This window comes from Tritonibacter mobilis F1926 (assembly GCF_000376545.2).
In the GTDB taxonomy this organism is placed as follows: Bacteria; Pseudomonadota; Alphaproteobacteria; order Rhodobacterales; family Rhodobacteraceae; genus Epibacterium; species Epibacterium mobile.
The window spans coordinates 1665034-1678111 of sequence record NZ_CP015230.1; the positions used below are offsets into that span (position 1 = coordinate 1665034).

Below are 13078 nucleotides of genomic sequence, written 5' to 3' on the forward strand. Positions count from 1 at the left end.
GCAAGGCATCTCCTTATACATCCCGGCGCATCCTCTGCGCCGGGTGCTTTGTTGCAAACCCTTCTAACAGGTTGGCGTTGCACGCAAAATGAGCGCGGTCCCATGCCATAAAACCTGCCACGTCGCTCCATCGTCACGCATAGAATCCACCGGCAACGGTCGAGCGTGCAGACGCGAAACACATGTAATGCTTGAATATTGAAACATGTTGGGGTGATGTTTCACCGATGGGAAATCTACTGTTTATCTGCGGCAAGGGCCGAAAAAGAAGTCCAACTGCTGCGACCATTGCGGCGAAACAACTCGGTCAGCCAACTGATTTTGCGGGACTAAGCGCAGATTCAGACGAACGCGTCAGTCGCGATCACTTGCTGTGGGCCGAAACGATTGCGGTGATGGAAAAGTCCCAACTTTCCCGGCTCAAACGCCACATGGGATCTCACCTCAAGGGCAAGCGGATTGTCTGCCTCGACATTCCGGACACCTATGAATTCATGCAACCGGAACTGGTGGAGATCGTTCGGTCGAGACTTAAACGTATCGTTCGCTAAAGAAACACGCGCTCCAGCACCAAACTGCACCGTTTTGGACCGCCAGATGCACTCTCGCCTCGCACGTCTCCTGCCAAAACGACTGGCGCCTCGCCCAACTGTCCCGTGATTGCGACACCTTTGGGAATTAACACTTTTGGGAATTCACAGGCATCTGTGCTTATGCCATAACCCTCTCAGACGTCGGACCAACCGGCGCGCCCGAGCAATATTTACAGGCCCTTCAACGTGACGCGAAAATCCTCGCCCTCTCTGGGCACTCTGCTGTTCTTTGCTGCGGCGTTCCTGCTGAGCGCTTATTTCACCTTTGCCGCGGTGCAAGGCGATTTTGGCCTGTTCCGCCGGGTAGAGCTGCAAGCAGAAGCCGACGGCCTGACCAAGGATCTGGAACGGCTGGAGCTGGAAATCGCGCGGATGGAGAACCTCACCCGCCGCCTCTCGGACGACTATCTTGATCTCGATCTGCTGGACGAACAGGCGCGCTCCATGTTGGGTATGGCGCGCGCGGATGAGATTATCGTCGACTGATCACCACGTCGGCATCTGCCCATGGTCTGACGTACCCCGCTGAGTTCTGTGTGGGCACGAACGCCGCGTTTCTCCACGCGCGATCCTTGCGCCACGACGGCTGCGATTTGACCGTTTGAACAGGGCGGCACGTCCCCACAACTCAGGCTTGATTTTGCCTGTCCAACCGGTCACGCTACCCAGAGATAAACCACCCATCCGTTCATCTGCGCCACAGCGCTTGCGCAGGTGTCTGCAGCTGCCCTTGCAGGATCTGATTTTGGCAATATTTCCAGCGAAATAAAGCCAGATGTGGAGCGTACCCACATTATTCCTCGCATGCAGGAACAAAATGCTTTATGAGATAGTTTAGTGTTAAACTACCTTAGCTTTAGGGGGAGCAAGCCGTTATGGCCGCAAGAAAAAGCGCTCAAAAATCAAATGTTTCCGCCGAAGAACTGACCAAATACTACCGCGAGATGCTGTTGATCCGGCGATTCGAGGAAAAGGCAGGTCAGCTCTACGGCATGGGACTGATTGGCGGCTTCTGCCACCTCTACATCGGTCAGGAAGCGGTTGTGGTCGGCCTTGAAGCCGCAGCCGAAGAGGGCGACAAGCGCGTCACCTCTTATCGCGACCACGGCCACATGCTGGCCTGCGGTATGGACGCAGGCGGTGTGATGGCCGAACTGACGGGCCGCGAGGGCGGCTATTCCAAAGGCAAGGGCGGCTCCATGCATATGTTCTCCAAGGAGAAACATTTCTATGGCGGCCATGGTATCGTCGGCGCGCAGGTGCCGCTGGGTGCGGGCCTTGCATTTTCCGACAAATACAAAGGCAATGACCGCGTGACCTTCACCTATTTTGGCGATGGCGCGGCGAACCAGGGTCAGGTCTATGAGACCTACAACATGGCGCAGCTCTGGGATCTGCCGGTGGTCTTTGTGATCGAGAACAACCAATACGCCATGGGCACGAGCGTTCAGCGCTCGACCAAATCCCCGGCTCTGTGGAAACGCGGCGAGGCCTATGGCATCGCAGGCGAAGAAGTCGACGGCATGAACGTGCTGGCGGTCAAAGAAGCCGGTGAGCGCGCCGTCGCACACTGCCGCGCCGGCAAAGGCCCCTATATCCTCGAGGTCAAAACCTATCGCTATCGCGGCCACTCCATGTCGGACCCGGCGAAATACCGGACCCGCGAGGAAGTGCAGAAGATGCGCGAAGAGCGTGACCCCATCGAGCAGGTCCGCGAAATGCTGCTGACCGGCAAGCATGCCACCGAAGAAGACCTCAAGGCGATCGACAAGGAAATCAAGGATATCGTCAATAAATCCGCCGATTTCGCCAAGGAAAGCCCCGAGCCTGCGCTTGAGGAACTTTGGACCGATATTTACGCCGACGACATTCCGCAGAAAAGCGCCTGAGGGAGAGACCAAGATTATGGCAACTGAAATTCTGATGCCCGCCCTGTCGCCGACCATGGAGGAAGGCACGCTGGCCAAATGGCTGGTCAAGGAAGGCGATACCGTGACCTCTGGCGATATTCTTGCCGAGATTGAAACCGATAAAGCCACCATGGAATTCGAGGCTGTCGACGAAGGCATCGTCGGCAAGATCCTCATCGACGAAGGCAGCGAGGGCGTGAAGGTAAACACCCCCATCGCGATCCTCGTGGAAGAGGGCGAAAGCGTGGAGGATGCTGTCGCATCCGCACCTGCGGCGGGCGGAGAAGCGCCAGCCGCCGAGGCTCCTGCGGAGCCCGCGCCGACCGTCGCTGCTGCCGCTGCCCCGGCCGCGCCCGAGGTGGATGAAAGCCCCGATTATCCCGAAGGCACCGAAGTGGTCAGCCAGACTGTCCGCGAAGCCCTGCGCGACGCCATGGCCGAAGAGATGCGGGGCAATGAAGACGTCTTTGTGATGGGCGAGGAAGTCGCCGAATATGAGGGCGCTTACAAGATCACCCAGGGCTTGCTGGACGAATTCGGCGCCAAACGCGTGATCGACACCCCGATCACCGAGCACGGCTTTGCCGGGATCGCCACCGGCGCGGCCTTTGGGGGCCTGCGCCCGATCGTGGAGTTCATGACCTTCAACTTCGCCATGCAGGCGATTGACCATATCATCAACTCTGCGGCCAAGACGCTCTATATGTCCGGCGGACAGATGGGCGCACCTATGGTGTTCCGTGGCCCCAACGGTGCAGCGGCGCGTGTGGGCGCCCAGCACAGCCAGGACTACGCTGCGTGGTACATGCAGATCCCCGGCCTCAAGGTGGCAATGCCCTACTCTGCGGCCGACGCCAAGGGCCTGCTGAAATCGGCGATCCGCGACCCGAACCCGGTGATCTTCCTTGAAAACGAGATCCTCTACGGCAAGTCGTTTGATGTGCCGAAACTCGATGATTACACCGTGCCCTTCGGCAAGGCGAAGATCTGGCGCAAGGGCGACGATGTCACCATCGTGTCCTTCGGCATCGGCATGACCTACGCCCTGCAAGCTGCTGATAAGCTGGCCGAAGACGGCATCAACGCCGAGGTCATCGACCTGCGCACCCTGCGCCCGATGGACCTGCCCACCGTCATCAAGTCGGTGATGAAGACCAACCGCCTGGTCACCGTCGAGGAAGGCTGGCCGCAAGGCTCTGTTGGCTCTTATATTGCCTCCGAGGTGATGCAACAGGCGTTCGACTATCTCGACGCGCCCGTCATCACCTGCACCGGCAAGGACGTTCCGATGCCCTATGCCGCCAACCTTGAAAAACACGCACTGATCACCACCGATGAGGTGATCGAAGCCGTGAAACAAGTGACCTACCGCTAAGGAGAGCAAGGATGCCTACTGAAATTCTCATGCCCGCCCTCTCTCCCACCATGGAGGAAGGCACGCTGGCAAAATGGCTGGTCAAGGAGGGCGACACCGTGTCCTCCGGCGACCTGATTGCCGAGATCGAGACCGACAAGGCGACGATGGAATTCGAGGCCGTGGACGAAGGTGTCATCGGCAAGATCCTGATCGCCGAAGGCTCCGAAGGGGTAAAGGTCAACACCCCCATCGCGGTCCTGCTGGAGGATAGTGAAAGCGCTGATGATATCGACACATCAGCGGCCAAACCAGAAGCGGCCCCCGCCGCTGACGCGGCTCAGAAGGCGGCCTCCGCAGGAGGCTCCGACGCAGCCGCTGCCCCCGCCGCCGCAGGCGCAACCCCTGCCCCGGCAGCGCCCGCTGCGGCAGATGGCTCGCGCATCTTTGCCTCGCCCCTGGCGCGTCGCATCGCCGCCGACAAGGGTCTCGACCTTGCGTCCATCAAAGGCTCCGGCCCGCGCGGTCGCATCATCAAGGTCGATGTGGAGAACGCCACCGCCGCCCCCAAGGCAGAGGCCAAGGCCGCGACTGCCGCAACTCCGGCTGCTGCCGCCGCACCTGCTGGCCCCTCCGCCGATGCGGTTGCCAAGATGTACGAGGGTCGCACCTTCGAGGAAGTCAAACTCGATGGCATGCGCAAGACCATTGCCGCGCGTCTCACCGAGGCCAAGCAGACCATCCCGCATTTCTACCTGCGCCGCGACATCCAACTCGACGCGCTGCTGAAATTCCGCTCCCAGCTCAACAAGCAGCTGGAGCCGCGGGGCGTCAAACTCTCCGTCAATGACTTCATCATCAAGGCCGTGGCGCTGGCGCTGCAATCGGTGCCCGACGCCAATGCGGTCTGGGCCGGGGATCGCGTACTGAAGATGAAAGCCTCCGATGTGGCCGTGGCGGTCGCGATTGAGGGCGGTCTGTTCACACCGGTGCTGCAAGACTCCGACATGAAGTCGCTCTCGGCGCTGTCGGCAGAGATGAAAGACCTCGCCACCCGCGCCCGCGACCGCAAGCTCGCGCCGCATGAGTATCAGGGCGGCTCCTTTGCGATCTCCAACCTCGGCATGTTCGGCATCGACAATTTTGATGCCATCGTGAACCCGCCGCATGCTGGCATTCTGGCCGTCGGTTCCGGCGTCAAGAAACCCGTGGTGGGCGCGGATGGCGAACTCACCGTCGCCACCGTGATGAGCGTCACCATGTCGGTGGATCACCGCGTCATCGACGGCGCACTTGGTGCGGACCTCTTGAAGGCAATCGTCGACAATCTGGAAAACCCGATGGTGATGCTGGCCTAAAGCGCAATCCGAAAAGTGGGAACCGGTTTTCGGATCACATTGCGCGCCGAATATGTGGATAGAGCATCGCCTTCGTGGCAAGTTTGCCGGACGATGCTCTAAGCCTCAGGCTCAACCAAAACTGCAAAAGGGCACCAATGGGTGCCCTTTTTCCATTTAGTAACAGTTATATCCGCGCCAACAGAACTGTAAGATTATTTCCCGCCAAGCACTTGGTTCATGCTGACCGAGGGCTGATCGCAACCCGCCTCGCCCACGATCTTCGCGGGCACCCCGGCCACGGTCTTGCAAGGCGGCACCTCTTGCAGCACCACAGACCCCGCCGCGATCCGGGAGCAATGACCGATGCGGATATTGCCCAGTACCTTGGCCCCTGCGCCGATCAGCACGCCATCCTCGATCTTGGGGTGGCGGTCCTCTTCTTCCTTGCCGGTGCCGCCCAGCGTCACAGAATGCAACATGGAGACATTGTCGCCCACCACCGCGGTCTCGCCGATCACGATGGAATGGGCGTGGTCGATCATGATGCCCTTGCCAATCTTTGCCGCCGGGTGAATGTCGACGCCAAAGATCTCGGAAATCCGCATCTGGAAGAAATAGGCCAGATCCCAGTCGCCCTGCTGCCAGAGCCAATGGCCGACACGGTAGGCCTGCACCGCCTGATAGCCTTTGAAATAGAGGATCGGTTGCAGCAGCCGGTGGCAGGCCGGGTCGCGCTCATAGACCGCCATCAGGTCCGCACGCGCCGCCTCAACCAAGGCTGGTTCCGCCTCATAGGCACCATCGACGATCTCGCGCAGGATCACCATCGACATCTCGTTGGAACAGAGCTTGGCCGCAATCCGATAGCTCAACGCCTTATCAAGCGCTTTGTGGTGCAAAATACAGGCGTGAATCAGCCCCCCCATCAGGGGTTGTTCGGCGACTGCGGTCTCGGCTTCCTCGGTAATCCGGCCCCACACGGGGTCGATCTGCCTGACGGCCTTATGCGTGTCCAACATCGGCTTGGTCCTTCTGGCGCGGTCGCTCCGCGCAAGCTCCGGGCGGGATACCGGCTTATTCCGGCACCTTGGGTTCCTAACCTATCGATCTATGACGTCAATTGCCAAGCGCAATCCCGTGATGCCCCCCATCATCACGAGAAATGTAACAATGAGGCAAAAACCCTTGTTTACTTACGGCAATTTCCCGCAAACCCTGCGTGAATGCCCGAGATACCCACTTGTCAAGAATCCAATTTCCAGTCAAAAGAGGACTGCAACCTTATACTTTCGAAGTTTCGTCTACCCGACCGCTTTCGACGTTAAGCTGCCGGGTCGCCGCATGTCCGCGGGCGACAAAGACAAAAAAGGAACTTTTAGAATGGCAAACGGTACCGTCAAGTGGTTCAACTCCACCAAAGGTTTTGGCTTCATCGAAGTTGAAGGCCGCTCCAACGACGTATTCGTACACATCTCCGCAGTGGAACGCTCCGGTCTGACCGGTCTGGCCGATGGCCAGGCGGTGACCTTCGAGATCCAGTCCGGTCGTGACGGTCGCGAATCCGCATCCGATCTGCAACTGGCCTAAGGGCTGGTTTCGGGGCGCGCGCATCGCCGTCCCGGCGCTGATCAATACGATGAACACCCCGGTTGCTGCTCGCGCCGGGGTGTTTTTTTATGCCCACCTGCCACGACGCCAAGCACCATCTGCAGACAGCGCGCATAGTCGGGATCGCCGGGGAATGGCTCATCCGCCAATGGAAAACTGCGCGCCGCCCGGTCCAGTGATCCATCGCCCCAGCGCGGATGACAGCGCCCGGTGGCCTCTGTCTGGCGGCGCGCCCGGCTGGCACCCTGCAGGATCACCCGGCACAGGGCCGCCCGTCGCGGCGCGGGATGGGCCAACAATGCACGGGCAAGGCTGCGGATATCCTCCCACAGGATGGGCCGCAAAATAGCGGGCCTCACGCCAGCACCCACTCGGCCACCGGTCCCGCCCCGTAGCGCGCCGAGACCTGCGCCACCTGCACCACATGGCCTGCACTTGCGCCATCGCTGGCCTGATCCGCCGCGCTATAGGTCCAGTGGGGCGTGGTGACGCGCAGATCGCGCAGCACCGTGCTGCCCGCGCGCACCTGCACGCGGTAGACCTCAGCCTCTTCGCCCAGTGGCACCTCCTCCAGATCCCAGCTGTCGCCCTCGATGCGGGTGCGCCTGATCCAGTGAAACGCCATATCCGCGCCCAACGCATCTGAGGTGCGCAAATGCACCGGCGCATAGGGCCGCAAACCATTGCCGTCAAAGGCTGCCGAGAGCGCCACATAGGACGGATCATCATAGGCGCGCCGCGCCGGGCCAAAGCGGTAGTCGCGCGACATCCGCCGGTCCGACAGCGCCAGATCCAGCTGCTCGACCGCGCCGTCGATCAGCACCACAAAGGACCCCGCAGGCCACAGGTTCGGCATCACACCATCGCTGCCGTATTGGCCGCGCAGACGGTCGCGGATCAGGTAGCGGTTCGGTGCGATCAACTCGGCGTCTGTGAACTGGATGACCTCCCAGTTCTCCGGGCTGCCATCGCCGATGGCCAACCTGTTCGCGCCCCCCAGCACCGACAGAGCCTCGCGGCCCTCCAGCGTGCCCGCGATCAGCTCTACCTCCAGATCCGCGCCGCGATCCCAGCGCCCCACCGGCCCGGCCAGCAGGTCCGTGGTGGTCACCCCAACCGTCGCACGGGCGGGCAGCAATTCTTCGAGCATGAAATCCCCGCCCAGATCCGCACCATAGAGCGCGACCGCGCCCGGCCAGTCCTGTGCTGTGGCACAGACATGCGGTGCATGCGGCACCTCATCCCCGCGCATCAAGGGCAGATCGAGGAATAGCGGCAGCACCGGCACCGGCGCGGCAAAGGCATCATTGCGCGGCAGATCCTCCGGCGTGGCCAGCGGCTGATAGACCACGGGTTCGATGCGCACCGCCTCCAGAATCTGCGCCTCGGCCTGCTCCACCCGGTCCACCCGGTAGCGCGCAGTCCCCTCGCCATCCTGCCCCGGCAGGCGCACCACATCGCCCGCCGCAACCTCCAGCGCACGTGAGGGCGGCAGGGCAAAGCGTGCGGTGTCGCGCGAAATCCGCGCCTCCGCCAGCCAGCGCTGCACCACCTGTCGCCCTTCTGCGCGCGTCAGCGCCATGGGCAGGTCGTTCTGGCTCACCGCATGGGTGGCCTCATCCGGCAGCACCGCTTCTTCGGCCACGGTGTCGTGGCTGCCGCCCCATTCGACAAAGCGCAGCCGCACCCGGCCCATCAGCTCTGCCTCGGGCATGCGGCTTTGTTCCTGATCGCCGTCCATCTCTGGCAGCACCGCCAGCGTGTCGGTCTCCAGATCCAATGCGTTCAGCCCATCGCGCAGGCGAAAGATCAGCGTGCCCCCCCGCTCGATGGCGTCGAACCCATGACGCAGCATCAGGGGCTGCAAGGCACTGCGCGCCTCTGCCACGTCATAGACCGCATAGCCGCGCACAATACCCCAGAGCTGGCTGGCGTCGATCTCTGTCACACCCGCCTCCCGGCAGATCTCCGTCACCACGGAGGCCAGCGTGCGCTGCCCCGCACGCCCATTGAGCCAGTGCCCGCGCGCGTAATTCTCGCCATCGTCCCAGACCTCCACCCGGTTGGGAAAGGCCGGAAAGGGCCGCGCGTCCCAGGCCCAGACATAGGCGTGGCTCAGATCCACCATCGCGCCGCCATAGGCGCTGGAGGTCGGGTTATGCGCGCTCTCCTGCCAATAGGTCAGCTGCGCACGCAGGTATTGCTGCTGGATCAGATCGTCGCGCAAGCCATTGGATGCGCGCGGCAATTTTGACTCGGAGCTTTTGGGATCGAGGAATTTATTCGGCTCGTTGGTGCCCTTGTCGATCGCCGCACAGCCGAGTTCCGTGAACCAGATCGGTTTGGATTGCGGCACCCAATCGGTGGCCTCAACCGATCGCACCCCGCCAATCCGGTCGTGATGCGGCAGCGACCACCAGCTGCGCATGTCCTTGTTTCGGTAGATCCACGGCTCATCATAGGCGCCATCCGTGATCGGCGTGCGGATCTGCGCTGCCTCGGCCTCGGGCGAATGGTAATACCAGTCATAGCCCTCACCGCCCTCGATATTGGCCTTGAGGTAGTCGAGATCATAGATCGCGGGCCACTCCTGCGCGTCGAGGTGATCCTCCCCCTCGCGCCAATCGCTGAGTGGCATGTAATTGTCGATACCGATAAAATCGATCTGCGGGTCGGACCACAGCGGATCGAGGTGAAAGATATGGTCGCCCTCCGGTGTCTGATAGCCGAAATACTCCGACCAATCCGCCGCATAGCCCAGTTTGACCTCCGCCCCCAAGAGTGCGCGCACCTCACCCACCAGATCCTTCAAACCTTCGACAAAAGGAAAGCCGCTCGCCCCCCGGATCTGCGTCAACCCGCGCAGTTCCGAACCGATGCAGAACGCCTCCACGCCGCCCGCCGCCGCACAAAGCGCTGCGTAATGCAGGATAAAGCGGCGAAAGCTCCACTCATCGGGGCCGTGATAGCTCACCTGCCCGCCGGAGATGGTGAAATCGCTGGCCTGTGCGGTGCCGAGAAAGCCTGCGACCTCCGTATCCGCGAGCGCAGTGCCATCCGGGCTGCCCGCCAGCCCCGGCGCGGTCGAGAGCGTGATCCGCCCCCGCCACGGCAACACCGGCTGGCCATCAGCGTTGCTGTAGGGATCGGGCAAATCATTGCCCGCCTGCTGCTCCATGAGGATGAAGGGGTAAAACATCACCCGCTTGCCTTGGGCGTTCAGGTGCTGAATGCCCTGAACCACCGCCTGATCCGCCGGGGTGCCGCCATAGACGGCGATGCCTGCGTCCTTGATGACCTCGTCCGCGCTGGCCCGGTTGAGCCCCGCCACCTGCCACGGCATCGAGCCATCAGAGAGCGTCTGTTCCACCTTGGGCGCAAGGGTGCAGTCACCACAGCGCAGATCATCGCCAAACCAGCACACCACCATGGACACTGCCTCGGCCCGAGGCAGTTCATCGGACAGCGCATCGACCGAGGCCACCAGATCGGTATCGCCGGAGATCTGATTGATATTGGCGGCTGTCTGCGCGCCGGGCCCGTGCTGCATATAGACCGGCTGGCTGGCCAGACTGTATTCGCCCGTGCCGGGGATCAGCGCCACGCCGGGCACGATCTGCGCCAGATCCAGTTCGTACGTCTCGCCCGAAGGCTGTTCCGCGCGCAGCACCTCGAATGAGAACTGCGGCACCCGGTTGCCGAACCGCTCCAGATCGAGGTTTTCAAACACCACATAGGCGGTGCCCCGATAGGCGGGCACCTGGCCTGCGCCCTCCACCGCCTCCATCAGGGGGTCGGGCAGCTGGTCCTTGCTGCCCCGGTAGACGGTCATATTGAGATCGCGCAGCGCCACCTCCTCGCCATCGGCCCAGACCCGCGACACACGGCTAATCTCGCCCGCGCAGATCGCCACCGCCATCGACAGGCTGTAGGAATAGCTGGTGGTGGTACGTTTGGGCGCAGAGCCCTTGCCGCCCGAGGATGTGGTGGTTGCGGTCTCGACAAACTCCGTCGCCCAGATCACCTGCCCACCCAGCCGCATGCGGCCAAAGACCTGCGCCATCGGCTCACCATCGCTGCCGGTGGTGATGCGAAAGCGGTCGACCTTGCCGGTTTCCACCGCAGCACTGCCACTGCCCAAGAGGCGCTCGTCAATGACCCGGCCAAGGGTAGCCCCGACCGCACGGCCAATGATCGCCGTCGACAGCCCCGCCACAGAGCCGCCGATTGCCCCGCCCACGGCGGACCCTGCCGCTGCCAGTACCAATGTCGCCATGATATGTCCTCCTCAGGGATCGTTGGGGTGGAGAAAGTCCGGGCCACAGCCCGCACGCTCACTCTGCGGGAAAGGCAAAGCGCGCCACGATGCGCCGCTGCCACGCGGGCGTCAGCGCACTTTCGACCACGCCATGACCGCTGTAGGCATGGATGAAACGGGACGCGCTGCTTTGCAGGCCAAGGTGTTTGGCCACAGCCCCCCCATGCATGCGAAACAGGATCACCTGACCGGGCGCGGCGTCTTGGACGGGCTGCATATGTCGCAGCGCCGCCCGCCACAGGCGTTCCTCGGTGCCGCGTTCGGCCCAGTCGCGGGTATAGGGCGGCACGGGTTCGGGTTCGCTGCCATATAGGCTGCGCCAGATGCCCCGGATCAGCCCGAGACAATCGCAGCCCGCACCCCGCGTGGCCCCCTGATGGCGATAGGGCGTGCCCAGCCAGTGCCGCGCGAGGACCACCGCCTCTGTGTTGATGTCGCGGCTCATCGGCGGCTGCCGCCGGTGTTCTGGCCATTGCGTTTGGGCACCGCCACCATCCAGTCCTCGCCGGGGATATCGGGAAAGCCCTGATAGTTCACCAGATTGTCGAACTTCAGCCGACAGGTGCTCATGCGCTTGTCACAGCCTGCGGTCAGACGCACCATATCGCCCGGTTGAATATCGGCGCGGATCGGCTGCCAGAGGGTGATTTCACGGCGCTCGCTCGTGCTGTCCGACCGGATCGGCGCCCACAGACCAGCGCCTGCGCCACTCAGCACGGTGAGCCGCCCGCCGGTGAACCACTCCGGCGCAAACCCATCAAGCGCACCCCATGTGAAATGCTGCCCCTCGTTTGTGTTTTCTACTGATACATCAGCGACATACCCCGCAGTATTGAGGTCGAATTTACACGCCGCATCCCCCAGAACCGCGCTGCAGGGCGTCTGAAACACCCGCCCGAGCGGCTGGTTTAACCCTTCGGTCAGACCGCGCAGCTCCGCCTCAAACGCGCCACCTGCACGGCGGATCTCGCCCAGGGAGCCGCGAAACTGCAAGGCGCGCTGAGTGGTGTCGGCCCAGTTCACCAGCCACGCCCGCACCTCGGCCCCATCATAGCGCCCGGATTCAATATCAGCCTCGCGCACCGCATCGGAGCTGAGTGCGCCGAGTGCTTCGCTGTTGTCGACCGCAAGCCCGGTGCTCTGCATCAGGCTGCGCGCCGTGAGGCCGGTTCCGGCGCGAAATGTCACACCATCAAAGCTCAGATCCCGGTCATGATCGGTGAACCCCAGCGTCACGCCATCGGCGCGACTGACGGCCCAGGCGCGGCACACCGTGGTGGCCCCGGATTTAAGATGCGTGTTTAAGCCTTCGCGATCCATCACACCCGCACCTCCACCACTGGCACATTCGGGGCCTCGCCCGCCTGAAACGACGCCACCGAGGTCTGGATGCGATCCGTGTCAAAGCGGACCGGCACGTCAAACTCGAACCCGGCACGGATTTCACGGCCAATTTCCGGCACATAGGCCAGCGTCACCTCGCCCGTGGTCAGGTCGAGGTCGTAATCCACACCTTCCACCAGCGCCTCATTGTCGATCCCAAGGCGCACGGTGCCCGCCACGGGTTTGCTGATCGGACGCAGATATTCATGCGGGCCGGAGCGGTAGCGCTTGGCCAGCTGAAACCTGTTGGTGTCGCCATCGCCGGTGGCAATCAACTGATCCTCAAACGTCACTTCCTGCCCCGGCAGCGATGACGCGTAGTCGGTCCAATCCTTCCATCGAAACCCATGGAGCTGGCCCTGACGGGCCTCGAAAAACGCAATCAGCGCGGCAATATCCTCAAGACCGCGCAGGCCAAGCCCCGCATCATAACGCCGCCGCGCATGCGCCCAAGGGGTGTTGCGTTCCTCGTGACCATTGGCCAGCGTCACCACATCCGTGCGCCGCTCCGGCCCGCCGACAGAGCCAAAAGAGAGCGTTTCGGGAAAACGAACTTCGTGAAAACTCATGGA

The 13078-nt window shown here is 62.3% G+C and carries 12 protein-coding genes; 6 read left to right on the forward strand and 6 right to left on the reverse strand.

The genetic code is table 11. The features are described 5' to 3' along the window. Window positions 1-227 precede the first annotated feature (227 nt). The 5 genes from K529_RS07985 to K529_RS08005 all read left to right on the forward strand — a co-directional run bounded on the left by K529_RS07985 (window position 228) and on the right by K529_RS08005 (window position 5215). On the forward strand, window positions 228-551 hold the full coding sequence (locus K529_RS07985; protein ID WP_005654255.1) for a low molecular weight protein tyrosine phosphatase family protein: 324 nt from the start codon (window positions 228-230) through the stop codon (window positions 549-551). A gap of 228 nt (window positions 552-779) precedes the next feature. Beyond that, window positions 780-1079, forward strand: a complete 300-nt coding sequence (locus tag K529_RS07990; protein ID WP_005654258.1) for an FtsB family cell division protein — start codon at window positions 780-782, stop codon at window positions 1077-1079. Between the two features lie 389 nt (window positions 1080-1468). Next, window positions 1469-2482, forward strand: a complete 1014-nt coding sequence (gene pdhA / locus K529_RS07995; protein ID WP_005654260.1) for a pyruvate dehydrogenase (acetyl-transferring) E1 component subunit alpha — start codon at window positions 1469-1471, stop codon at window positions 2480-2482. 16 nt (window positions 2483-2498) lie between these two features. Further along, window positions 2499-3878 carry a pyruvate dehydrogenase complex E1 component subunit beta gene (locus K529_RS08000; protein ID WP_046002135.1) on the forward strand — a complete coding sequence of 460 codons (1380 nt, stop codon included), beginning with the start codon at window positions 2499-2501 and terminating at the stop codon, window positions 3876-3878. Window positions 3879-3889: 11 nt separating this feature from the next. Then, complete coding sequence (locus K529_RS08005) at window positions 3890-5215, forward strand: pyruvate dehydrogenase complex dihydrolipoamide acetyltransferase (RefSeq protein ID WP_046002134.1); 1326 nt, start codon at window positions 3890-3892, stop codon at window positions 5213-5215. 194 nt (window positions 5216-5409) lie between these two features. Here K529_RS08005 and cysE read toward each other — a convergent pair whose 3' ends face one another. Next, window positions 5410-6216 (reverse strand): serine O-acetyltransferase, encoded by an 807-nt coding sequence (cysE, locus tag K529_RS08010; RefSeq protein ID WP_005633353.1) that lies wholly within the window; start codon window positions 6214-6216, stop codon window positions 5410-5412. A gap of 361 nt (window positions 6217-6577) precedes the next feature. On the opposite strand from cysE, the gene K529_RS08015 reads away from it, so the two are divergent. Next, window positions 6578-6784 (forward strand): cold-shock protein, encoded by a 207-nt coding sequence (locus K529_RS08015; RefSeq protein WP_005633355.1) that lies wholly within the window; start codon window positions 6578-6580, stop codon window positions 6782-6784. A 41-nt stretch (window positions 6785-6825) separates the two neighbouring features. Here K529_RS08015 and K529_RS08020 read toward each other — a convergent pair whose 3' ends face one another. The 5 genes from K529_RS08020 to K529_RS08040 are packed head-to-tail and all read right to left on the reverse strand — an operon-like array spanning window position 6826 to window position 13075. Then, entirely contained in the window at window positions 6826-7149 is a 324-nt protein-coding gene (locus K529_RS08020) for a DUF7742 family protein (RefSeq protein WP_227512273.1), read from the reverse strand. Window positions 7150-7160: 11 nt separating this feature from the next. Then, on the reverse strand, window positions 7161-11081 hold the full coding sequence (locus K529_RS08025; RefSeq protein ID WP_046002133.1) for a baseplate multidomain protein megatron: 3921 nt from the start codon (window positions 11079-11081) through the stop codon (window positions 7161-7163). Window positions 11082-11139: 58 nt separating this feature from the next. Continuing rightward, the gene (locus K529_RS08030) at window positions 11140-11568 is read right to left on the reverse strand and encodes an NlpC/P60 family protein (RefSeq protein ID WP_046002132.1); all 429 of its coding nucleotides are present in this window, start codon (window positions 11566-11568) and stop codon (window positions 11140-11142) included. Next, entirely contained in the window at window positions 11565-12443 is an 879-nt protein-coding gene (locus K529_RS08035; RefSeq protein ID WP_046002131.1) for a DUF2163 domain-containing protein, read from the reverse strand. The genes K529_RS08030 and K529_RS08035 overlap by 4 nt, the downstream gene beginning before the upstream one ends. After that, window positions 12443-13075 carry a DUF2460 domain-containing protein gene (locus K529_RS08040; RefSeq protein ID WP_005676643.1) on the reverse strand — a complete coding sequence of 211 codons (633 nt, stop codon included), beginning with the start codon at window positions 13073-13075 and terminating at the stop codon, window positions 12443-12445. Before K529_RS08040 ends, K529_RS08035 begins: the two co-directional genes overlap by 1 nt. Window positions 13076-13078: the final 3 nt, after the last annotated feature.